The organism is Microbacterium natoriense (assembly GCF_030816295.1).
Lineage (GTDB): Bacteria > Actinomycetota > Actinomycetes > Actinomycetales > Microbacteriaceae > Microbacterium > Microbacterium natoriense_A.
Genome location: NZ_JAUSXV010000001.1, coordinates 2766758 through 2788026, shown reverse-complemented (window position 1 = coordinate 2788026; position 21269 = coordinate 2766758). Strand labels below are relative to the sequence as shown.

The 21269-nt window shown below is 67.5% G+C and carries 22 protein-coding genes and 4 tRNA genes; 14 read left to right on the top strand and 12 right to left on the bottom strand.

Features of this window, described 5'->3' with window-relative positions:
* Positions 1–58: 58 nt before the first annotated feature.
* Positions 59–1252: a ribonuclease D gene (locus QFZ53_RS13065; RefSeq protein ID WP_307297056.1), complete on the bottom strand. Its 1194-nt coding sequence runs from the start codon at positions 1250–1252 to the stop codon at positions 59–61.
* Positions 1245–1826, bottom strand: a complete 582-nt coding sequence (locus tag QFZ53_RS13060; protein WP_292909062.1) for a DUF3000 domain-containing protein — start codon at positions 1824–1826, stop codon at positions 1245–1247. Before QFZ53_RS13060 ends, QFZ53_RS13065 begins: the two co-directional genes overlap by 8 nt.
* Before the next feature lie 25 nt (positions 1827–1851).
* Here QFZ53_RS13060 and QFZ53_RS13055 point away from each other — a divergent pair, with 25 nt between their 5' ends.
* Complete coding sequence (locus tag QFZ53_RS13055) at positions 1852–3009, top strand: alpha/beta hydrolase (RefSeq protein ID WP_307297054.1); 1158 nt, start codon at positions 1852–1854, stop codon at positions 3007–3009.
* Here the strand turns inward: QFZ53_RS13055 and QFZ53_RS13050 are convergent.
* Positions 2993–3424: a SufE family protein gene (locus tag QFZ53_RS13050; protein ID WP_292909066.1), complete on the bottom strand. Its 432-nt coding sequence runs from the start codon at positions 3422–3424 to the stop codon at positions 2993–2995. The genes QFZ53_RS13055 and QFZ53_RS13050 overlap by 17 nt on opposite strands.
* Before the next feature lie 19 nt (positions 3425–3443).
* The gene (locus tag QFZ53_RS13045; protein WP_307297050.1) at positions 3444–4337 is read right to left on the bottom strand and encodes a sulfurtransferase; all 894 of its coding nucleotides are present in this window, start codon (positions 4335–4337) and stop codon (positions 3444–3446) included.
* Between the two features lie 134 nt (positions 4338–4471).
* Here QFZ53_RS13045 and zapE point away from each other — a divergent pair, with 134 nt between their 5' ends.
* The 3 genes from zapE (at position 4472) to QFZ53_RS13030 (ending at position 7519) form a co-directional block, all read left to right on the top strand.
* Positions 4472–5512, top strand: coding sequence for a cell division protein ZapE (gene zapE / locus QFZ53_RS13040; protein WP_292909070.1), 1041 nt, complete (start codon positions 4472–4474; stop codon positions 5510–5512).
* 131 nt (positions 5513–5643) lie between these two features.
* Complete coding sequence (locus QFZ53_RS13035) at positions 5644–6879, top strand: ammonium transporter (RefSeq protein ID WP_292909072.1); 1236 nt, start codon at positions 5644–5646, stop codon at positions 6877–6879.
* A 70-nt stretch (positions 6880–6949) separates the two neighbouring features.
* Complete coding sequence (locus QFZ53_RS13030) at positions 6950–7519, top strand: type II toxin-antitoxin system PemK/MazF family toxin (RefSeq protein WP_307297047.1); 570 nt, start codon at positions 6950–6952, stop codon at positions 7517–7519.
* Here QFZ53_RS13030 and QFZ53_RS13025 read toward each other — a convergent pair.
* The 4 genes from QFZ53_RS13025 to QFZ53_RS13010 form a co-directional block, all read right to left on the bottom strand.
* Positions 7485–8621 (bottom strand): DUF1611 domain-containing protein, encoded by a 1137-nt coding sequence (locus QFZ53_RS13025; RefSeq protein WP_307297045.1) that lies wholly within the window; start codon positions 8619–8621, stop codon positions 7485–7487. The genes QFZ53_RS13030 and QFZ53_RS13025 overlap by 35 nt on opposite strands.
* Positions 8622–8782: 161 nt before the next feature.
* Entirely contained in the window at positions 8783–9400 is a 618-nt protein-coding gene (locus QFZ53_RS13020; protein ID WP_307297043.1) for a Pr6Pr family membrane protein, read from the bottom strand.
* Positions 9401–9453: 53 nt separating this feature from the next.
* Positions 9454–9873 carry a GIY-YIG nuclease family protein gene (locus QFZ53_RS13015; protein ID WP_292909080.1) on the bottom strand — a complete coding sequence of 140 codons (420 nt, stop codon included), beginning with the start codon at positions 9871–9873 and terminating at the stop codon, positions 9454–9456.
* Positions 9874–9954: 81 nt separating this feature from the next.
* Complete coding sequence (locus tag QFZ53_RS13010) at positions 9955–10320, bottom strand: cupin domain-containing protein (RefSeq protein WP_292909082.1); 366 nt, start codon at positions 10318–10320, stop codon at positions 9955–9957.
* A gap of 190 nt (positions 10321–10510) precedes the next feature.
* Here QFZ53_RS13010 and QFZ53_RS13005 point away from each other — a divergent pair, with 190 nt between their 5' ends.
* A complete protein-coding gene (locus tag QFZ53_RS13005) occupies positions 10511–11326 on the top strand; it encodes an alpha/beta fold hydrolase (protein WP_307297038.1) in 816 nt (271 codons plus the stop codon).
* 71 nt (positions 11327–11397) lie between these two features.
* Here the strand turns inward: QFZ53_RS13005 and QFZ53_RS13000 are convergent, their stop codons facing one another.
* Positions 11398–12834 carry an MFS transporter gene (locus QFZ53_RS13000; protein WP_307297037.1) on the bottom strand — a complete coding sequence of 479 codons (1437 nt, stop codon included), beginning with the start codon at positions 12832–12834 and terminating at the stop codon, positions 11398–11400.
* A 125-nt stretch (positions 12835–12959) separates the two neighbouring features.
* On the opposite strand from QFZ53_RS13000, the gene QFZ53_RS12995 reads away from it, so the two are divergent.
* Positions 12960–13865 (top strand): helix-turn-helix domain-containing protein, encoded by a 906-nt coding sequence (locus tag QFZ53_RS12995; protein WP_307297036.1) that lies wholly within the window; start codon positions 12960–12962, stop codon positions 13863–13865.
* Between the two features lie 101 nt (positions 13866–13966).
* Here QFZ53_RS12995 and QFZ53_RS12990 read toward each other — a convergent pair.
* Positions 13967–14042: transfer RNA gene (locus QFZ53_RS12990), tRNA-Val, on the bottom strand.
* Positions 14043–14195: 153 nt separating this feature from the next.
* Here QFZ53_RS12990 and QFZ53_RS12985 point away from each other — a divergent pair.
* The 3 genes from QFZ53_RS12985 to QFZ53_RS12975 all read left to right on the top strand — a co-directional run bounded on the left by QFZ53_RS12985 (position 14196) and on the right by QFZ53_RS12975 (position 14489).
* Positions 14196–14268: transfer RNA gene (locus QFZ53_RS12985), tRNA-Gly, on the top strand.
* A 53-nt stretch (positions 14269–14321) separates the two neighbouring features.
* Positions 14322–14392: transfer RNA gene (locus QFZ53_RS12980), tRNA-Cys, on the top strand.
* A 25-nt stretch (positions 14393–14417) separates the two neighbouring features.
* Positions 14418–14489 (top strand) — tRNA-Val (locus QFZ53_RS12975).
* A 160-nt stretch (positions 14490–14649) separates the two neighbouring features.
* Here the strand turns inward: QFZ53_RS12975 and QFZ53_RS12970 are convergent.
* Positions 14650–15603: an alpha/beta fold hydrolase gene (locus QFZ53_RS12970; RefSeq protein WP_307297034.1), complete on the bottom strand. Its 954-nt coding sequence runs from the start codon at positions 15601–15603 to the stop codon at positions 14650–14652.
* Between the two features lie 181 nt (positions 15604–15784).
* Here QFZ53_RS12970 and QFZ53_RS12965 point away from each other — a divergent pair, with 181 nt between their 5' ends.
* Entirely contained in the window at positions 15785–17608 is a 1824-nt protein-coding gene (locus tag QFZ53_RS12965) for a helix-turn-helix transcriptional regulator (RefSeq protein WP_307297032.1), read from the top strand.
* Between the two features lie 63 nt (positions 17609–17671).
* Here the strand turns inward: QFZ53_RS12965 and QFZ53_RS12960 are convergent, their stop codons facing one another.
* Positions 17672–19333 carry a hypothetical protein gene (locus tag QFZ53_RS12960; protein WP_307297031.1) on the bottom strand — a complete coding sequence of 554 codons (1662 nt, stop codon included), beginning with the start codon at positions 19331–19333 and terminating at the stop codon, positions 17672–17674.
* 123 nt (positions 19334–19456) lie between these two features.
* On the opposite strand from QFZ53_RS12960, the gene QFZ53_RS12955 reads away from it, so the two are divergent.
* From QFZ53_RS12955 to QFZ53_RS12940, 4 genes are all read left to right on the top strand, one after another.
* Positions 19457–19807 carry a YnfA family protein gene (locus QFZ53_RS12955; RefSeq protein ID WP_307297029.1) on the top strand — a complete coding sequence of 117 codons (351 nt, stop codon included), beginning with the start codon at positions 19457–19459 and terminating at the stop codon, positions 19805–19807.
* 81 nt (positions 19808–19888) lie between these two features.
* Positions 19889–20071: a hypothetical protein gene (locus QFZ53_RS12950; RefSeq protein WP_307297027.1), complete on the top strand. Its 183-nt coding sequence runs from the start codon at positions 19889–19891 to the stop codon at positions 20069–20071.
* Between the two features lie 20 nt (positions 20072–20091).
* Positions 20092–20427, top strand: coding sequence for a hypothetical protein (locus QFZ53_RS12945; RefSeq protein WP_307297026.1), 336 nt, complete (start codon positions 20092–20094; stop codon positions 20425–20427).
* Between the two features lie 4 nt (positions 20428–20431).
* Complete coding sequence (locus tag QFZ53_RS12940; RefSeq protein ID WP_307297024.1) at positions 20432–21151, top strand: hypothetical protein; 720 nt, start codon at positions 20432–20434, stop codon at positions 21149–21151.
* Positions 21152–21269: the final 118 nt, after the last annotated feature.

The following is a 21269-nucleotide window of genomic DNA, read 5'->3' as shown; positions in this document are numbered from 1 at the left end:
GTGCGGTGCCCTCAGTCTAGGAAGGGCGCGGAGGCGGGAAGAATCGGTTGGATCGAACCTACGAAGCGGGTGGTGCGGGCTCGTCAACCGATTGCGTCGCCTCTACAAAGGCGTCGGCGATCTTCTGTGCAGTCTGTGCAATCTGCCAGGGGCGCGCGCCCAGTGCAGCGAGAGCTGCGCCGAGCTCGTCGGCAGTCGTGCCGGGCAGATCCCAGGCGATGCGCCGCAAGAACTCGGGGGTCAGCAGGTTCTCAGTGGGCATCCCCAGTTCCTCGGCTGTCGCCTCGACGACGGGACGGGCCGCCTTCAGCCGAGCATCCGCCTCCGGATTGCGGTCCGACCACGCGCGCGGTGGGGGAAGCGTGTCGCTCGGCACGCGCTCGCGGGGGAGCTCCTCCGTCGCGCGTCCGTCGACGATCGCCTGCCACCAGCGATCGATCTGCGTACGACTGGCTCGTCCCTGGAACTCCTTGATCCCGGCGAGGGCCGACTTGCTCTGCGGGTTGCCGAGAACGGCAGCGACGAGCGAACGATCGGGCACCAGGCGGCCGGGGGAGACGTCCTGCTCCTGCGCGAAGGCCTCGCGGGCGCGCCACAGTTCGCGCGCGACGGCCAGGTTTCGCGAACCGCGAACCTGGTGAAGTCCGCTGAGACGCCGCCAGGGGTCCTCGCGAGGAGGCTTCGGCGGGCGGCTCAGCGTCGCGGCGAACTCCTCGGCGGCGAACCCGGTCTTGCCCTGCTCCTCGAGCTCCGCGGTGAGGACCTCCTGCACGTCGATCAGGTGCAGGACGTCGAGCGCCGCATACTCGAGCCAGGCTGCAGGCAGCGGCCTGGTCGACCAGTCCGCTGCGGAGTGCTCCTTCTTCAGCACGATGCCCAGCGTGTCCTCGACAACGGCGCCGAGTCCCACCCGCTCGTGTCCGAGCAGGCGGGAGGCGAGTTCGGTGTCGAAGATGGTCGCCGGCTCCAGGCCGAGCTCACGCAGGGAGGGAAGATCCTGGCTCGCGGCATGGAACACCCACTCGGCGTCGCCGATCGCCGTCTGCAGAGGAGCGAAATCCCCGATCGGGGGCGGATCGAAGAGGAAGACGCCGGCGCCCCGGCGGAAGACCTGCACGAGGTAGGCGCGCTGCGAGTAGCGGAACCCGGATGCTCGTTCGACGTCGACCGCGACGGGTCCCGTCCCGTCTGCGAGTGCGGCGCAGGCCGCGAGGAACTCCTCGGCATCCGAGATCACGGAGTATTCAGTCACGTGCAGCCTTTCGCGCGCCGATCACGGCGATGCCCTCGGAACCGGGCGGAAGACCCGCCAGCATTCCGACCAGTTCGGCCCACGCTTCGACGTGCGGTCGGAAGGGGCCCTCTGGTGTCCAGGACGCCCGCAATTCTATCTGGGCGCCGTCGCCTTCCACGGCGAGGCCGCCGAATCCCTTCGAGAGGGTCTTGGTCGAGGTGCCTGACGCCGAGTGGTAGACGGCGCCCCGGGAGTCGAGCGCGTCGACGAGCCACGACCATGCGACATCGGCGAGAAGCGGGTCGGTGCCGATCTCGGTCTCGAGCGGCGCCTGCGCGAACAGCACGATCCGCCAGGGACCGTCCCAGGCCGCCGGGCCGTCGGGATCGTGCAGCAGCACGAACCGTCCCGTGCCGTACACGGACTCGCCGTCGTCGTCCGGACGAACGTCCGCCGCGAGGGCGATCGCGAACGGCGCCAGCCCCTGTGGTGTCGGGATCTCGCGGACGGTGATGTCGGCGCGGAAGGCGGTATCGCGAAGCTCCGCCACGGCGGCGTCGAATTCGCTCCCGGCATCGGGGTGTCCTGTCACGGCAACAGGCTAGAGTCAGGAAGCGATGAAGAGTCTCAGGCACGCCGTTGCGCTCCTTGTCCCCGCGCTGCTGGCCTTCGGGGCGGCTGTCGCCGCTCTGCTCGTGTTCGGCACGGCTCGCAGGGTGGTGAGCGTCGGCAAGCGCGTGCCCGATGTGGTGATCCGCTCGGTCGACACCGGCGCTCAGACGATCGAGTTGCAGCGCACCCTCGACACGGAGCTTCCCGGACGCTACGGGCTGTTCACGACGGGGACCTATGGCTACGTGAAGCTGGGCGCGGTGCTGAGCGCCGACGCGACGACGGTGCGGCGCAAGCTCCTCACGCAGATAGAGCCCGGCGCAAAGGTCGACCGCGGGGCGTTGTTCAGCGGCTGGTACTACTCGACTCCGAGTGAGCTGCATGTGCCGTGGGAGAACGTGCTGATCGGCTCGCCGGCCGGGCCGTGCCCCGCGTGGTACTTTCCCGGCGCTTCCACGACGTGGGTGATCCAGGTGCACGGACGGGGCACGATGCGCGCCGAGTGCTTGAGAGCCGTTCCCGTGCTCCACGCCGCCGGGCTTCCCAATCTCGTGGTGTCGTACCGCAACGACGGCGAGGCTCCGCGCAGCAGAGCGGGCGCCTACGCCCTGGGGTCGGCCGAGTGGCGCGACATCGATGCCGCGATCTCCTACGCGCTGCGTCACGGGGCGGAGAACATCATCCTGATGGGATGGTCGATGGGCGGTGCGATCTCGCTGCAGACCGCGGTCAACTCCGCGAACCGCGACCGGATCGTCGGCCTCATCCTGGAGTCGCCGGTCGTCGACTGGCGCACGGTCCTGCGTTTCCAGGCGCGGGAGTCCGGTCTGCGCGCGCCGCTGCCTGCTCTCGCCATGGGGGCGCTCGAAGTCCCGCTGATGGCGAAGCTGAGCGGCGCGGACGACGCGATCTCCTTCGATCGGCTCGACATGGTGGCACGCGCGGAGGAGCTCTCCGCGCCGATGCTCATCCTGCACAGCGACGACGACGGCTTCGTGCCGTCCGACGCCTCACACGCCCTCCAGCAGGCGCGCCCCGACCTCGTCACGATGCCGCACTTCACCGTCGCGCGGCACACCAAGATCTGGAACTACGACCAGAACGGGTGGACCGCCGCGATCGACGGCTGGCTCGCCGAGCAGGGATTCAGCGCTTCTGCGTGACCTGATTCTTGGCGCGCATCAGCATCCCGGTCATCCCGCCGATGCGCAGGGGAGATACGGCCTTGGTCAAACCGATCGTCTGCGGGTAGTCGGAGGGGATCGCGAGGACCTCGTCGGGTGTGAGGCCCGTGATGCCCTGCACGAGGATGCTGGCGAAGCCGCGCGTCGTGGGCGCCTCAGCCGGCGCCGTCGCGTGCATCGTGACGATGCCGTTCTCGATCTCCAGGTGGATGTAGACCGGCGACTGGCATTCGGCCACGCGCTCGTACATCTCCGGGTGCGCCGCGACCTCGTCGGAGACAGGAGGCAGCTCGTCGGCGAACTCCAGCAGGAGCAGCAGACGATCGGCCTCCGGGGTCTCCAGGAAGGTGTCGCGGATCTCGGCGAGAGAATCGGGAACGTGCGAGGTGCTCATCCCTGTCATTCTCACACGGTCAGAGCGAACCGGGCTCCGTGCCCGTGACGATCGGCACCCGCACGGCGCTGCCCCATTCGGTCCACGAACCGTCGTAGTTGCGGACGTTCTGGAAGCCCAGCAGGTGCTTCAGCACGAACCACGTGTGGCTCGAACGTTCGCCGATGCGGCAGTACGCGACGACCTGATCGCCGTCCGCGAGGCCGGCGCCTTCGCGGTAGATCACCTCGAGTTCGGTACGCGGCTTGAATCCGCCGTCCTCTGCGACGGCCTTGCCCCACGGCACCGACTGCGCCGTCGGAATGTGGCCGGCGCGCAGCGCGCCCTCTTCGGGGTATGCGGGGGCCGTCGTGCGCTCACCGCTGTACTCCTCGGGAGAACGGACGTCGATGAGCGGATTGCCCAGGTGCGCGAGCACGTCGTCCTTGTACGCGCGGATGACGGAATCGTCGCGTTCGACGACGGGATACTCCGTCGGAGGGCGATTCGTGGTCTCTCGGGTGATCTCGCGGCCCTCCGCGATCCAGCGATCGCGACCGCCATCGAGCAGACGCACGTCCTCGTGCCCGAACAGCGAGAACACCCACAGCGCGTACGCCGCCCACCAGTTGTTCTTGTCGCCGTAGATCACGACGGTGTCGTCGCGTGAGATGCCCTTCCTGCCGAGGAGCGCAGCGAAGCCCTCGCCGTCGACGTAATCCCGCACGACGGGGTCGTTGAGCTCGGTGTGCCAGTCGACCTTCACGGCGCCGGGGATGTGGCCGGTCTCGTAGAGAAGCACGTCTTCATCGGACTCCACCACGACGAGGCCGGGCGCGTCGAGGTGGGCGGCGAGCCAGTCGGTGGTGACGAGCCGACCGGGTTCGGCGTACTCGGCGAACTTGGCGGAAGACGAATCGAACTCGATGGCCACAGGGATCTCCTCAGACGGTGAGCGCGCGTGATGACGCAGGCGATGACGGCGTAGTGTTGAGCCGTCCCTTCGACGATAGATCCCCGCTGCACCCCCGGCACCGGATTCGTAAGACTTCGACACAGGAAAATCCGATGACTGACACCGCGAGCAGCCCCCGCGTCGTGCACCTGACCGAGCGCCAGCCGACCGTCACGGGTCCCGAGATGCTGGCGAGCCTCGTGCCTCCGCCCCAGTTCGACGGCGCCACCTTCGACAGCTACCGCGCGGACGCCGCTCACCCCTCGCAGGAGGAGGCGAAGGAGACCCTGATCCGCTTCGCCGGTCGCGGTGCGCCGGTCAAGCGCGGGGGGCTCTTCAGCCGGGCGAAGAAGGAGCCCGACGTCAAGCCCGGGGTGTACCTCGACGGAGGGTTCGGCGTCGGCAAGACGCATCTGCTCGCGTCGATCTATCACGCCATGCCTGCCCGGAGGAAGTACTTCGGCTCGTTCATCGAGTACACCGCGCTCGTGGGCGCGCTCGGGTACAAGAACACGGTCGATCTGCTCAAGGGGGCGGACCTGCTCTGCATCGACGAGTTCGAGCTCGACGATCCTGGCGACACGATGGTGATGACCCGTCTGCTCGGCGAGCTCGTGCCCACCGGCACCAAGCTCGCTGCGACGTCGAATACGCCCCCGAACGCGCTCGGCGAGGGGCGTTTCGCCGCCCAGGACTTCCTCCGCGAGATCCACGCCATGTCCGACAGCTTCCAGACGCTGCGCATCGACGGCGTCGACTTCCGTCAGCGGGCGCTCGACGGACACGCGGTGGTGTCGTCCGCGGAGGAGTACGCGCGCACGATCGACGCGGTCGCGGCTCAGGGCACGGCATCCGACGATTCCTTCTCCGCGGTGATCGCGCATCTCGCCCGCGTGCACCCCTCGCGGTACCTCCGGGTCATCTCGGGCATCGAACTGGTCGGGCTGCGCGATGTGAGCGTGCTGACCGACCAATCGGAGGCGCTGCGCTTCGTCGCCTTCGTCGACCGCGTGTACGACGCGCAGATCCCGATCGTCGCCACCGGAGTCAGCCTCGATCAGGTCTTCGCCGAGGAGATGCTCGGGGGCGGATACCGCAAGAAATACCTGCGCGCGATCTCGCGTCTGAACGCGCTCACGCACGCAGAACGCTGAATGTGCGGCCCGTGTAACGCGATGTTCACATGGCAGGGCCCGCTGTAACCTCGACGCAACAAACTTCACGCTTTCCGGAAATCGGGCATCGCCACACTGAAGCTCACAGTTCCCGAATGTGAGGTTTACACATGGATGCACCCGGCAACATCTCCTGGGCGATCACAGCCACAGCCCTTGTGCTGCTGATGACCCCGGGCGTCGCCTTCTTCTACGGAGGGCTCGTCAAGGCCAAGAGCGTCATCAGCATGATGATGATGAGCTTCGGCTCGATCGGCCTTGTCGCGGTCCTCTGGATCCTCTTCGGCTTCTCGATGAGCGCGGTGGAGAGCCCCACCCAGTTCGCCGGCAATCCGTTCGCCGACTTCGGCCTGTCGAGTCTCGCGGCTGGTGACGGTTCGAACGTCGCGCTGCTCGGAGTGGCGTACGGTGCGACCTTCGCGATCATCACCGTCGCCCTGATCTCCGGCGCGATCGCCGATCGTGCGAAGTTCGGATCCTGGCTGATCTTCGCCGGCGTGTTCGCCACGGTCGGCTACTTCCCGGTCGCTGCCTGGGTCTGGGGCGGCGGCTGGATCATGAACCTCGGTCCGGCGCTGTTCGGTGAGGACGCCGGCATCAGCGTCATCGACTATGCTGGTGGCACCGCCGTGCACATCAACGCCGGCGCTGCGGCGCTCGCTCTCGCGATCGTCCTCGGCAAGCGCATCGGTTTCCAGAAGGGCATCCTGAAGCCGCACAACGTGCCGCTCACGCTTCTCGGCGCGGCCCTGCTGTGGTTCGGCTGGTTCGGCTTCAACGCCGGCGCCGAGTGGCTCGCGGAGGACATGGGCGGCGTCGGACTGATCGGCCTGAACACGCTGGGCGCCACCGCCGCGGCCATCCTCGGCTGGATCCTCGTCGAGCGCATCAAGGACGGCAAGGCCACCTCGGTCGGCGCGGCCTCTGGTGCGGTCGCCGGTCTCGTCGCGATCACCCCGGCGTGCGCCAACCTGACGCCCGGCTGGTCCCTGCTGCTCGGTGCACTCGCCGGCATCATCTGCGCTCTCGCGGTCGAGCTGAAGTTCCGTCTCGGGTTCGACGACTCGCTGGACGTCGTCGGCATCCACCTCGTCGGCGGCCTCTTCGGAACGCTGTACCTGGGTCTGTTCGCGACCGGCACCGGTCTGTTCGTCGGCGGTGACTTCCGTCAGCTGGCCGTGCAGGCGATCGCCGCGATCGGCGTCCTGGTCTACTCCTTCGTCGTAGCCTTCGTCATCGGCTTCGCGATCGAGAAGACGATCGGGTTCCGCATCACGAACGAAGACGAGATCGCCGGCGTCGACCAGGTCGTGCACGGCGAAGAGGGATACGCCCTCGTCGAGTGACCTGACCGCAAGCGCCCCGGACACCGCGAGGGTCCGGGGCGCTTCTGCGTGCGGCGGCTAGGGTGAGCGAGTGGCTAAATCGAACGGCATCGTGTCGGCACTCCTCGACATCCTGCTCGCCGTCGTCCGACCAGGGCGCACGCAGGAATCGAATCCCCAGCGGCCGCGGGCGCATCTGCGGAAGGAGACGACGACGGATGCCGTCGTCGATCCCGGCCGCGCCGCGGGAACCGCGACCATGAGCATCGATCCCGACGGCATCCGCGATCTCCGGCTCGCCTACGCGCCCGATCGCGATGGCGCGCCCGATGCCGGCGAGGTCATCTGGACCTGGGTGCCCTACGAGGAGAACGACGGCCGAGGCAAGGATCGCCCGGTTCTGGTGATCGGGCGTCAGTCCGCAGAACGTGTCTACGCGGTGCGGATGACCAGCAGGGCGCACGACGGCGACAGAGACTTCCTCTCGATCGGCAGTGGCGCCTGGGACTCGCAGGGACGCGAATCGTGGGTCGACATCGAACAGCTCTACAGCGTGCACGAGCAAGGACTGCGCCGTGAGGCAGCCGTTCTCGATCGGCCGCGCTACGGCCGCGTCGCCCAGGCGCTCAGCCGACGATACGGCTGGTCAGCCGCGGGCTGAGAGACGGGAAGGCCTGCAGAACCATCTCGACGAGCTGACTCTTCGGACGCGTGAGCGGGTCGGTCGCGGGCACCCCGAGGTCGAGTTCGATCTCGTCGATCGCAGCCGAGAGCTGTTCGTCCGTGAGGTTCTCGTGGTTGACGGTGATGCCGATCACGCGCGTATCGGCGAATGCTTCGATGAGAGCGACTTCGCTCGCGACAGAGGGCATCGGCATCATCGGGAAGTCGCCGAGGACCCGGCGGCCCGGCGCATGCTGGACGATCACGGCTTCGGGACGGCTGCCCCGGAGTATGTGCGCGGACGTCAGGTAGGCAGGATGGCTGAGCGCGCCCTGCCCCTCCACGACGATCACGTCGGGGTCTTCGCCCTCGAACGCCGCTACGACCTGGTGCTCGACCTCGCCCGAGCAGAACTGCGGAACGAGGGCGTCGAGCGCTACGCCGTAGCGCCCGCCCTGAATGATCGTCGTCTGTCCCGTGCCGACGAGCACGGCGCGGATGCCGTGGTCGTTGAGCGCCTGGACGAGAAGGGTCGCGGTCGTGCGCTTGCCGATGGCGCCATCGGTGCCGAGCACGGCGATCCGTGGGCAGGCGACGTCGAAGATCCGGCCTGTGAACAGGTGCAGATCCTTCGTGTCCTTCGGCCGGCGCACATCGGTGATCGTGACGCCCGCGGCCAGGCTCGCGGCGACGAACTCGACGTCGTCGCCGAGGAACTCGTGCAGGCCGTTGATGATGTGCATGCCCCGGGCGATGCCGTCGAGGAGCACCACGCGCTGTTCCGCGGAGAGAAGCCCGTCGGCGGGTGCGACGCCGCAGATCAGGTAGTCGGGCACGCGACCGGCGTGGACGACGGCCTGGGCCAGGTTCGCGAGGATCGGGATGCCGTTGGGCGATCCGTCGAGGAACTCACCCGCGTCCTGGAATGCGCAGGTGCTGTCGATGACGCTGAGGATCTCGTACTTCTCGGAATGCCTGACCAGGCCGTTGGCGGTCTTTCCGTCCTGCTCACCGAACTGGCCCTCGCAGTAGACGACGGCGGTGGAGCCGGCCGGAAGGATGGACGGCTCGAGAGAGCCGAGGGGAGTGTGAACGGGCATGGTGTGCTCCTAGGATCACCCAGAGGAGGCGACGGAGAACGAAATGGCCGATGCGGGCCCGTTGGTCGACAAGAAGTCTTCCCTGACGTCGGCAAGATACCGACGCGCTCACCGTAGCAGTCGCGGCTGGGACCCAGCCGCGAGGGTCCGAGGCGTCAGCCTCAGCGCCTCGCCGGGAGGCGGCTGAGGGTCCAGGTGAGAACTGCAGCGAGCAGAAGGGCGACGAGCAGTGCGAGGACCGTCATGGACAGCTGCGCGGGACCTCGATCCGGCAACAGGAATCCGTAGGGAACCCAGCCGTCGGTCGCGCCGCGCAGCAGTGTCACGGTCAGCCACAGCAGCGGATAGGGGAGCACGAGCCAGATCCACCGCCAGGGGAGGGGCGGCCTGTCGGCGATGAGGGCCCAGTCGAGCACCAGCAGGACCGGGAGAACGAGGTGGAGGGTGGCGCTGACCCACACGGGCGCGGAACCCGTTCCAGGGACCACGAGGTTGTAGATGGCGGCCACGATGATCATGCAGGCCACTGCGATGCCACGGGCCGCGTGCATCGCGGTAGGTGTCTCTCGGTTGCCGAGGGCCTGAGCGCCTGTGGTGATCAGGAGGACGCCCGTCAGCAGACTCGTGAGATTCGTGAAGTAGCCGAAGTAGTCGAGGGGACTCGCGCCCTGCGCGGGAATCCCGATCACGTAGGTGTAGAACAGGATGCCGATCACCGCGGTACCGAGGGCGACCCGTGCGATCGCGATCGATCTCGAGGTCGTGGGCCGATGAGTCACGGGTTTCACCCTACGACCTCGCGTTCATGCCCGACTATGCACTCGCTCGGCGGTCAACCGCGCAGAGCGTCGCTGAGCCACCTCGCGTAGAGAAGCCAGGGGTCACCCTGCGCGCGGAGGCCGACTATGTGGGCTCGCAGATCGTCTGCGAGCGTGAACCATTCGCCTCCTTCACGCAGGGCGGCGAACTCGCGGTGGCGCTGCTGTTCGATGCCGCGTCCGCCGCGTTCGAAGGCGAGCAGCTCGTCATGGCGGATGCTGGCCAGGCGCTGCCGTGGGCGACGACTCGTCCCGATCTTCACGCGGCGGTCGTAGCGCAGGTAGTACACGACCTCGATGACCGGCCGCGGGAGTTCGAAGTCAGGGGCGTCGCCGTACCGCCAGCCGCAGGCCGAGCACACCCAGGCATCCTCTACGCGGGTGCCGTGCGGCTGGCCGCAGAGGTTGCACGGTCCGGGAAGACGCTCGTTCACCAGGTTCACGCTATGCAGGGCCTCCGACACCCCACGCGAGCCGGCGGTGGAGAAGGCGTCGTCGCAGGGCGCGGTCGGCGGTTACCCGATCTCCCGCAGCTCCGACGTCCGGTCGCCGCCTGCGTCGCCGGTGTTGACCGTGCCCTGGGGCTCGAACAGGACCGCCTCGACGTCTCCGTCTGCCTTGGGGCAGTGCTCGACGCCGCGCGGCACGACGAACACGTCGTGCGGATTCAGCACGACGTCCCGGTCGCGAAGCTGAATCGTCAGCCGCCCGCTCATCACCATGAACAGTTCATCGGTGTCCGGGTGGGTGTGCCAGACGAACTCTCCCCGCAGCTTCACCACCTTGACGTCGTAGTCGTTGATGCTGACGAGCCGGTGAGGCTGCCAGGGGTCAGAGATCGTCGAGAGGGCTTCGTCCACGTTGCGAACGTCGTCTGTCATGGCCGAAGTCTAACCAGGGGAGGTTCTGCGGACCGCGCTGCGATCGGAGCCGAGGGCTCGCGGTCCCGCCTAATCTGAAGGCATGGCTTTTGTCGACCGAAGCGCTCGGCTGTCTGCGGGGGAGATCACTGCGCTGCCCCGCCCGGCTCTCAGAGCAACGCCCCGGAGCGAGTGAACAGTGTTCGAGTCGTTGACGCGAGAGTTCCGGTGGCGTGGACGGACGGTCCGGTGGGATCGTGCCGGGTCCGGGCCAGCCGTCGTCTTTCTTCACGGAACGCCCTGGTCGTCACAGCTGTGGGCGCCGATCGCTGCCACTCTCGCGGGTCAGTTCACGGTCTACCTCTGGGACATGCCGGGTTACGGCGCCTCCTCCAAGGACGCTTCTCATCCGGTCGATCTCGGTGTGCAGGGCGAACTGTTCGCCGCTCTGCTCGAGCACTGGGGCGTCGAACGTCCGCATGTGGTCGCGCATGACTTCGGAGGGGCGGTGGCTCTGCGTGCGCGGCTGCATCATGGAGCGGAGTATCAGTCGCTGTGCCTCGTCGACGTGGTCGCGCTCTCGCCATGGGGATCTCCGTTCTTCAGGCTGGTCAAAGAGAACGTCGCCGTATTCGAACAGCTGCCTCCGGACGTGCATCGTGGTGCGCTCGAGGCCTACATCGGCGGTGCGAGTCATCGCGGGCTGCGCCCCGACGATCTGAGCGTGCTCGCCGAACCATGGCTCGACGCGACCGGTCAGGCAGCTTTCTACCGGCAGATCGCCGAAGCCGACGAGCGCTTCACCGAGGACGTCGAGCCGCACTACGGCGACATCGATGAACCGGTGCACATCATCTGGGGCACGGAGGATTCCTGGATCCCGAGTGACCGGGCGCAGCGTCTCGGCGAACTGATCCCCCACGCGTCGGTCGTGCTGATCGAGGAAGCGGGACACCTCATTCAACTCGATGCGCCGGCGGCACTCGCCGCAGAGCTCGGCAGATGGTTGAGTCGGGTCGACCGATGAAGACTGTGTCGGGCTATGCGCACACGCCGCTGTCGCGTCTGCCTGCCTCATCCCACCGAGCCCGGTCCGCCTCAATTCTCCTGCGGACGTAGGAAGACCCAGATGACGGCGGCTGCGGCGAGACAGATCCCGCCGTTCACCCAGATCGCTGTGGTGACTCCGGAGAGCACCGCGTCCGACGACGCGACGTCGCTGCGCAGGACCACGACGGCCAACACGGCGCTCATGACGGGTGTGCCGAGTACGATTCCCACCTGCTGGCTCATGGTGGCCAGTCCTGTGCCCAGACCTTGGTCCTGAGCTCGGAGTCCCGACGTGGCGGTGACCATGAATCCGACGATCACGACGAGGTTCGCCACGCCGCCGATGAAGGTGACGCCGAGCAGCAGCCAGGCGGATGCCGCGGCATCCGACAACAGCGCGAGCGGCATCGTCGCGGAGCCCTGGACGACGAAGCCGCCCACGATCGCCGCCTTGCTGCCGAAACGCGCGATGATCCGGGGGCCGACGAGACCGCCGATCACCGTCCCGATGCCCAGAGCCGCGAACGAGAGCCCCGCAGCGAGTGGGGTGTACCCGAGCACCTTCTGCAGATAGATCGTGAGCAGGAAGACGAGCGAGGTCTCTGTCGCGAAGGCGAGGACTCCGGCCACGTTGCCCCATGCGACGTTCGGTCGGACGACGATCGGCAGCGGCACCAGGGGGAAGGGCGATCTGCGTTCGATGAGCACGAACGAGCCGAGAAGGAGGACGGCGAGGGCCAGGGAGATGAGGGTGATCGATCCCGTCCACGATGACTCCGCCGCGGAAGTGAGCCCGAACACCAGGGCGAGCAGTCCGAGAGTCACGGTGATCGCGCCCGGGATGTCGAGCGCGGTCCGCCTGGTCCTGCGGCTCTCCTGCAAGACCACGGGAGCGACGACCAGCACCGCGGCGGCGATGGGCACGTTGATGAGGAACGCCCAGCGCCAGGAGAGGAGGTCGGTGAGGAATCCTCCGAGAATCGCCCCTGTGGTGAAACCGGCGGCCATGAGGGAACCGTTCAGTCCCAGGGCCCTGTCTCGGGCCCGCCCCTCGGCGAAGGTTCCCAGGAGCAGGGACAGCGCTGCCGGAATGACGATCGCCGTGGCGAATCCTTGAGCGACCCTGGCGGCGAGCAGGAGCTCGGCGGTCGTGGCGAGACCACCGAGGAGAGATCCGGCGCCGAGGAGGACCATTCCGATCAGGAACATCCGACGGCGGCCCGCCAGATCAGCGATGCGACCCATGAGCAGGGTGAAACCGGCGGCGCAGAGCGCGAACGAGGTGGCGATCCACTGCAGATTCTCGATGGTGAACCCGAGGTCGGCACCGATGGCGGGCAGCGCGACGTTGAGCACGGAGAAGTCGACCGCGAGCGTGAAACTCGCTGTGAGCAGCACGACGAGCGCGATCCGCTGCTTGCCCGTCATCCCGGGCGGGTGCTCCGGGGAATCGATGTCCGCGGTGAGGGAGTTGTTCGTGGTCATGACGTGCCTTCCTGAAGTGGACCTGTTCGACAGGATCTCGGCACTGGAGACTGTCAACCACGCCCGCTCGTGCCTAGCACCGGCAGGGACAGGCACCGTGTTCGAGGAGAGCAGATAATGAGGTGATGACACACGCAAGCGAGCTCGGCGAGTTCCTCCGGTTGCGCCGCGCGGCCTTGCAGCCGGCCGATGTCGGTGTCGTGGGTTACGGCATCCGACGCGTGCCAGGGTTGAGGCGCGAGGAGATCGCGATGCTCGCGGGCGTGAGCACCACGTACTACACACGCCTCGAGCAGGGGCAGAGCGTCAACGCCTCGGAGTCGGTCATCCAGTCCATCGCCCGAGCGCTGAACCTCACGGCGGACGAGCGCATCCACCTGTTCGACCTGGCTCGGGCGCGGTCGGCTCCGCGGCGCAGGCCTCCGACGAAGCCCGATCGCGCACGCCCCGGCACGCTGACACTGATCAACTCCCTGCCGAACACGCCCGCGGTGATCATCGGCAGACGCAGTGAAGTGCTCGGATGGAACGCCCTCGGACATCGGCTCGTCGCGGGACATCTCGACGTCGACAGCCCGGCGCATCCCGAGACTCGCCCTAACACCACTCGCATGATGTTCATGGACGACCACACGCGCGAGCTCTACGGGCGCTGGGACGAGGAGGCCGAACGGGCCGTCTCGTCGTTGCGCGTCCTGGCCGCGAAAGACCCCGACGACATCGAGATGACCGCGCTCGTCGGTGAGCTGTGCCTGAAGAGTCCGGAGTTCGGTCGGCTCTGGGCAAGGCATCCCGTCACCGCCTGCGTGTCGGGCGCCAAGTACTTCCAACATCCGGATGTGGGGGATTTCGAACTCGCGTTCGAGGTGCTGAGCCCGCCCGATGAACCGATGCATCGCGTGCTGCTGTTCACGCCCGAACCCGGATCGGCGGCCGAGAGGGCAGTGCAGCTCTTGGCTCGAGAAGTCGAGCTCGCGGAGGACGCCGAGCAGTGGCCGCGGGGGAGAGCGGGCCTCAGATCAGACCGCTGAGCCACTCGACCACGTGCCTTGAGAACCCGAGATGTCGGTGCAGATCCCGAAGAAATCGCAGCGTGGATGCAGGAACGCCCCCGGAAGGACCGGGGGCGTGATGGTGGGCGATACCGGACTCGAACCGATGACCTCTTCCGTGTGAAGGAAGCGCGCTACCAACTGCGCCAATCGCCCATACCTTGCGGGTACGTCAACCGATACTACCCGACGCTCAGAGGCTCAGATGACCAGAAACCGAGACACGCGCGAGATTCGGTTCTGGTTTTGACAACAGCCGAACGTCGGCTAATGTTTATCAAGTGCTCGGGGCAATAACCCGGGAACAATGCGGATGTAGCGCAGTTGGTAGCGCACAACCTTGCCAAGGTTGGGGTCGCGAGTTCGAGTCTCGTCATCCGCTCAAGTGCAGGGGCTCTCTTCGGAGGGCCTTCAGCACGTGGGGTCAATCCACACGGTGGCGTGGCCGAGCGGCTAGGCACCGGCCTGCAAAGCCGTTTACACGGGTTCGAATCCCGTCGCCACCTCGCATAAACTGAATAGCCCACTTGGGCGCGATTGGCGCAGCGGTAGCGCGCTTCCCTGACACGGAAGAGGTCACTGGTTCGATCCCAGTATCGCGCACAGAGAAAACCCCCGGTTCTCCCGGGGGTTTTTGCGTTTCACAACGGTGCCGACCGGTGCGGGCAAGCGGCGTTTGGGTCAGCTCTGACGGGCGCGGAGGACCGCCTGATCGCATGCGGGGCGGCATTCGGCGATCAGGCGGTTTCCGACAGCCCGAGACTCAGCTTGCGTCCGGCATCCGCGCTGATTCCCATCTACGGAGCTCTTCCGCGATGCGCGGTGACTGCGTGTGGTGCAGATAGTGACCGCCGACGAGAGAGACCACGGTGCCGTCGGCCACGGCTGCGGCCTGACGATCGTGCAACGCCAGCCAGTCCGGGCTCGCCTCGTCGTCTTCGCGGACGAAGAGCAGCAGCGGCAGGTCTTCGGGGAACTCCGTGCCAAGCGCGCGGGAGAAGCTGATGCGGATGCGCGCCATCTCGTTCAGGTAAGTGGGTGCGAGGGAGTTCCGATTCGCGAGGAGCGCCATCTGGACCTGTGACTCGTGGGAGAACACGGACTCGTCGTACTCGGCTCCTGCGAAAGCGGCGGCGAGGCGCACCAGGCCCAGATTCTTCGCGGCGCCGAGAAGTCCGGTCGGGAACTGCGTATCCATGTGGGGCTGGCCGGGCACGCTCGAATCGATCCCGACGAATGCGGAGACCTCGTCGGGGAAGCGCTCAGCGAACTCGATCGCATACAGCCCGGCGATGGAATGTCCCATCAGCGCATAGCGATCGATGTCGAGTTGTGCGAGCGCGGCATGCACCTCGGTGACGATGTTCTCGGTCGTGCGCTCCCGATCGGTGCCGTCGCTGAGCCCGTAGCCGAAGGGCTCGACGACGATGACCCGATGATCCTCGCTGAGTTCGGCGACGAGCGGAGCGAAGTCGAGGGCGGGTGAGGCAGTCCCGAATCCGGGCAGGAGCACGACGTCCTGCGGCCCATCCCCGGTGATGACGACGTTCATCTCCTGGCCGTTCACCGAGATCAGCTGTCCGTAACCGTCGATCCGCTCCTTCTCGATCCCGGTCGCCACGACATTCACGATCGTGGTGGTCGTGAGACCCACAGCGACCACGGCCATGACAGCAGCCACGGCGACGAGCGCCTTCTTCTTCGCAGATTTCTTCATTTCAGACTTCTTCATCTCAGACCTGTCCCGGCACACGAACTGCGCACCATCGTTCCAGCGTGCGCTGGCTGCGGGGATGTCGCATCGCCCTCCGGTGGACATCGGTGTACCGCGTTCGTGGTACGGGAAAGTCATCCTGCAGGTGGAATCGCCGTGCTGTCGACCGGGGAATACTGGAGGGATGCCGCCTCGCCTCCGCTCCGGACCCGTCGGGCGCGTGACCGATCTGATCACGGTCGGGGTCATCGTCTTGTTCGTCGTGCTGCCGTACCCGGAAGCGGTGTTCCGCACCGCCGCTCCGCTGTTGCCGGTCGCCCTGCTTCCGGCCATCGCGATACTCTTCCGGCACGGCTGGCCCCTGACCGTCCTCGCGCTGAGCCTGACATGCGCCATCATCCTCTCGTTCACGGGCCAGGTATCGCCGAGTTCGCTCATCGCCGTGGCCGTCAGCGCCTTCGCGGTCGCCGATCTGCGCGGCCGGATAGCGGGCGTCATCGCGGTGTCGACCGCGGCGGGTGCGGTCTTCCTCTCCAGCGCCGCTCCGCTGGGCGGTGACTTCTTCGATGCGCGCACCCTCCAGTTCGTCTTCGTCATCGCCCTGGCGGGCGCGCTGGGCGATGCGACCCGTTCCCGACGCGAGTTCGCGCAGGCGATGACGGAGCGCGCGGAGCGTGCCGAACGCGGACGTGACGACGAGGCTCGGCGCCGTGTGGCCGAGGAGCGTGTGCGCATCGCACGCGATCTGCACGACGTGGTGGCTCATCAGATTTCTGTGATCAGCTTGAGCGCCGGGGTGGCGAGCTCGGCTCTCGACGCTCGACCGGAGCGCGCCCGAGAGGCGCTGGCGACGATTCGGAGTGCTTCTCGCACCGTGCTCGCCGACATCGGCGGACTGATGGCTCTCCTGCGGTCGGATGACCGCGGCGATGCCAGCGATCTGCATCCGCAGACGGGTCTCGCGGGAACAGCCGATCTGATCGCGCAGTTCGCTGATGCCGGGATGCCTGTAGAACTGCACGACGAGTCCGGCGGAGCGCTCGTCTCACCTGCGAGCGACCACGTCGCCTATCTCGCACTGCGAGAGGGCTTGACGAACGCCCACAAGCACGGCGACGGCGCAGCGGTCGTCGTGCGGCTGAAACGTCAAGACGGCGCACTCCACCTCGAGATCCGCAATGGTCTGGGACACCGTGGCGCCTCCACCGCAGGCGGGCATGGACTGCTGGGTCTCAGGGAGCGGGTGGCCGCCGTGCGGGGCGATGTGCGCGCGGAGCGCGCGGATGACGGGTTCCTGCTCACGGTGCGACTTCCCGTGGCAGGGGCGGGCATGATCTCCGTTGTCGTCGCCGACGACCAGCCGCTCATCAGGCAGGCCGTCCGCGACATTCTCGGCGACAGCGGCATCCGGGTCGTCGGCGAGGCCGCAACCGGCAGGGAAGCGGTCCGCGCGGTCGAGCGCGATGCTCCGGATGTCGTGCTGATGGACATCCGGATGCCGGATCTCGACGGCATCGCCGCCACGGCGGAGATCTGCGCGAGCCACGACGGGGCGCACACTCGGGTGCTGATCCTCACGACCTTCGAAGAGGACGAGTACGTCGTGGCGGCGCTCCGTGCGGGGGCGAGCGGCTTCATCGGGAAAGGCGCCGAACCGGAGGACATCGTGCGTGCGGTCCGCACCATCCATCGGGGTGAGGCGCTGCTTTCATCCACGGCCACGCGCGCCCTCATCGAGCGATCGCTGCACAGGAGCGACGTACCTCCGGCGACGTGGGGAAAGGAGCGCCTTGCGGCCCTCACCGTGCGCGAGCGCGAGGTTCTCCTGCTCGTCGCCGGGGGACGGACGAATCAGGAGATCGCCGATGTGCTGACGATCTCGCCTCACACCGCGAAGACCCATGTGAACCGGATCATGACGAAGAGCGATGCTCGTGATCGAGCCCAGCTCGTCATCCTCGCCTACGAGTCCGGTCTCCTCACGCCTGGCGACGGATCAGCTGCCTGATACCCGTGCAGGGGACGTCACGACCGATTCGAGGAGGTCATGCGCGGCTGACCACCGCACTGTTCACCGCTTCGACCGCATGCGCGCACCGAGGAGCACGGCTCCGACTCCGACGAAGAGCAGGACTCCCGCGGTGCCGATCGCAGCGGTCGGGACGTCCGCACCCGTGGTCGCGAGAGCTCCTCTCACGACCGTGCCCGGGGGAGTCGCGGTGACGGTGGTCATCGGTCGCGGGGCTATGGCGATCTCGGCGTCCGCGATCTCCGCTTCGACCGTGATCTCCGCGTTTCTGGGTACGGTGCCCAGCACGGTCCCGTGCCAGGTGATCGACCCGGGGTGCGGCCCGCTGGACGTCGCGCCGTAGACGTAGGTGAAGGTCACCGTGGCGCCGGGCAAGACCGCGCCCTTCCACTCCACCCCGCTCGGGATCGTCGTGGCCGATCCGGCGTCGGCCGCAGCGTGTGACAGCTCCACATCAGCATGCGAGGTAGAGAGCACATCGGCGGCGCGTACGTCGAGTACCGCGTTGCCGGTGTTGGTCATGGTGACGGTCACGAGCCCACTCGCCTCGCCATCTGTCGCCAGGTCTGGCGTGATGGTTCGGCTCGCAGAGAGAGCCGGGATGAGCCTGGTCGCCGACACGGCGCCGCCGGAACTGGCGAAGAAGGCGAGAGTCGACGGGCCCCCGACGCCGTCGCCGCCGTTCTCGTGCCCAGAGAGGGGACCGGTCACGATCCGGGTTCCCGCGCCGAAGACCTCGCGTGCAGGGGTCGGGAGAGCAGGGTTCGACGCCTCGAAGAACGCAGCTCCTGTGGAGACGAGGTCGTAGGCCTGCTCCACGACGATGTACCCGTCCGGCGGATCCGGGACAGTGATGCCGAACACCCGTCCGCCGTCGTGGGACTCCTGCTCATCCAGGGTGTACTCGACGCCGGGTCGCCATGCGGCGGACTGATCGGTGAATCCGGCGAGCGACGACGGAAGCTCCTCGACGCCGAAGATCCGAGTGGCGCCCGTGACCGGTTCAAGGGTGCCGTTCCAGGTGTCGACGCCGCCCACGCCGATCCATTGACCGCCGTCGGCGTGGAAGCCGGGTACAGCAGGCACGACGGAGCGCGCGAGGAAACGCAGAGAACCGGACGGGCTCGGCGACCACGTGCCGACAGTCCCCGAGGAGTTCCAGGGGATGGCCGAATACGAGGCGCTGAGCGGGAACGAGACGCCGGACGACGTCGCTTCGGCGTCGACCAGCGTCTTCCCCGGTCCGACCGAATCGGCGCTCACGAAGACGCCGAGAGTCGCCCGGAGATCGACGAAGGAAGCGGCGGCGGTCGAGTACGTGATCGTGATCCCGTGGCCGTCGGGCGAGACGGCGTACGTCGCGAGCTCCACACCGTCGTCATCGTGCAGTGCTCCTGCTGCGGCCGCTGCGGTGAGATTCGGGGACAGATCGAGGTGCACGGTCCCGCCGGGCACCGGGGCGGGCTCGGTCAGTTCGACGCGCAGCGCCCACGTCGGATAGGCGGTCGACGGCCACGATGCCTCCCCGGGGAAATACGGCTCGAGAGACACCTCAGTGATCGGCGATCCCGTCACTGCGGAAAGCGCAGATGGCTCAGACGCGGATGCCGTCTGCACGAGCGTCGTGAACGGTGCGCAAGCGAGAAGGAGGACTCCGCTCATCGCGATCGCGAGGCGGGGAAGCGTGAAGCGCATACGAGCCATTCCGTGGTGAACGTGCGGGGCGGGTGCACCCGCATTCACCGTATCGACTCCGAGCGGCCTACTCGCCACGGTTGACCCCGCGGGGCATCGGCGGAGGTCGGGGTCACCTGGAACACTGATCGCATGACCGTTCTGCGAATCAGCATCCTCTTCCTCCTCGCCGCCGTCGCGGAGATCGGTGGTGCATGGCTGGTCTGGCAGGCCGTGAAGGAGAACCGGGGGTGGCTGTTCGCGGTTCTCGGGGTGATGGCACTGGGAGCCTACGGATTCATCGCCGCCCTGCAGCCCGACGCCCACTTCGGTCGTGTGCTCGCCTCGTACGGCGGGATCTTCATCGCGGGATCGCTCGCATGGGGCATCATCATCGACGGTTTCAAACCCACGACGTGGGACTGGGTGGGGTCGGCCGTCGCGCTCGTCGGAGCCGCGATCGTCATCTTCGCACCGGCGTCCCAGGCAGATGCCGCGGCCTGAAACGACGCTGTCAACCCCCTCGCGCACACGCCGCCGCCACTCCAGCCTGGACGACACGACCGTGCTGCAGAGGAGGCGGACATGTCAGACCCCCGTGCGATTCCCGACGACGAGCGTCCGATGATCCCCGAGGACCTCGTGCCTCGGCAGGAGAGCGACGATCCCGTCGACGCAGAGCGTGCGGATGCGACGTCCGGTGGCGCCGACAGTGACGACGGTGAGCATGGCGGCGACGACACGATCGACGTCGAGGACCTGCCGTAGCGGCCCGTCACCCGAGTCCGATGCGTGAAGCGCTTCGCGGCGAGCGGCTGATCCTCGCTGCCAAGGCCGCGGGTGCGGCATCCCTCGCCTGGCTCCTCGCGCCGTACGTGCCTTACGCCGACGCCGAGTACTCGTACTACGCACCGCTCGGGGTGCTGGTGAGCATGTACCCGACGGTGGCCGGTTCCGCGCGTGCGGGTGCACAGTCGCTGGCCGGACTCGGCATCGGCATCGCTCTGGGCCTCGGGACCCTCGGCCTCGTCTTCGTCGGATTGCCGGCGGTGATCGCCCGTCGCCCTCGTCATCGGAGCCGGGATCGTCATCAGCGGCATCCGCGCGCTGGGCGCCGGAGGTGACTGGGTGGCGATCGCGGCGCTGTTCGTGCTGCTTCTCGGCGGGCCGCACGCCGAGGAGTTCTCACTGTCCTATCTGCTCACCATGGCCTTCGGCGTGCTCGTCGGCGTGCTGACGAACGTCCTGGTCGTCCCGCCGCTGTACCTCCGCCGCGCGTCGGAACGGCTGACGGCGCTCCGCGATGCCGTCTGTGCGGATCTGCGCGACGTCGCGGACGCGCTCGATCGGGGAACGATCGATCCCGGATGGCTCTCCGACGCGGGCTCGAGGCTCGGCGGCATGCTGAACGACGTGTCGGACGAGGTCCTGCTCGCGGAGGAGAGCAGCAGGGCAAACCCGAGAAGCCGTCGGCGTGCTGACGAGCGTCGGTTGAACGAGCGACGCATGGCCGCGCTCGAACGTTCGACGAGAGCGGCCACCGAGCTCGCCGACTTGCTGGCGCGCGGCTCGGCCGAGCATCTCTTCGCCGACGAGCAGACCCGCAGCGAACTCGCCTCGGCCGTCAGGGCCAGCGCTGACCTGGCGGAGTCGCCTGCCGCGGATCCTCGAGCTCAGGAACGGCTCAGGTCAGCGGTGGGGAAGCTGGACGACGCACTCGCCCAACTGGGGCGCCGCAGCGCGCAGACGGACGAGGCGCCCCACGCCCACGCGTACGCCTACGCCGCAGCCCTCTGCGTGCGCCGCATCGTCGACGCCTCACGCGACTTCATCGCGGCGACGGCGTGAACGTGCCGGAGTGGACGTGCCGGCGTCGTGGCGCGCGTGAGGCCGGTGCGCGTGAGGCCGGTGCTCGTCAGGCGAGTAACCTGGTGAGGACCCCGAGATGGAGTGCTCAGTGCCTGAA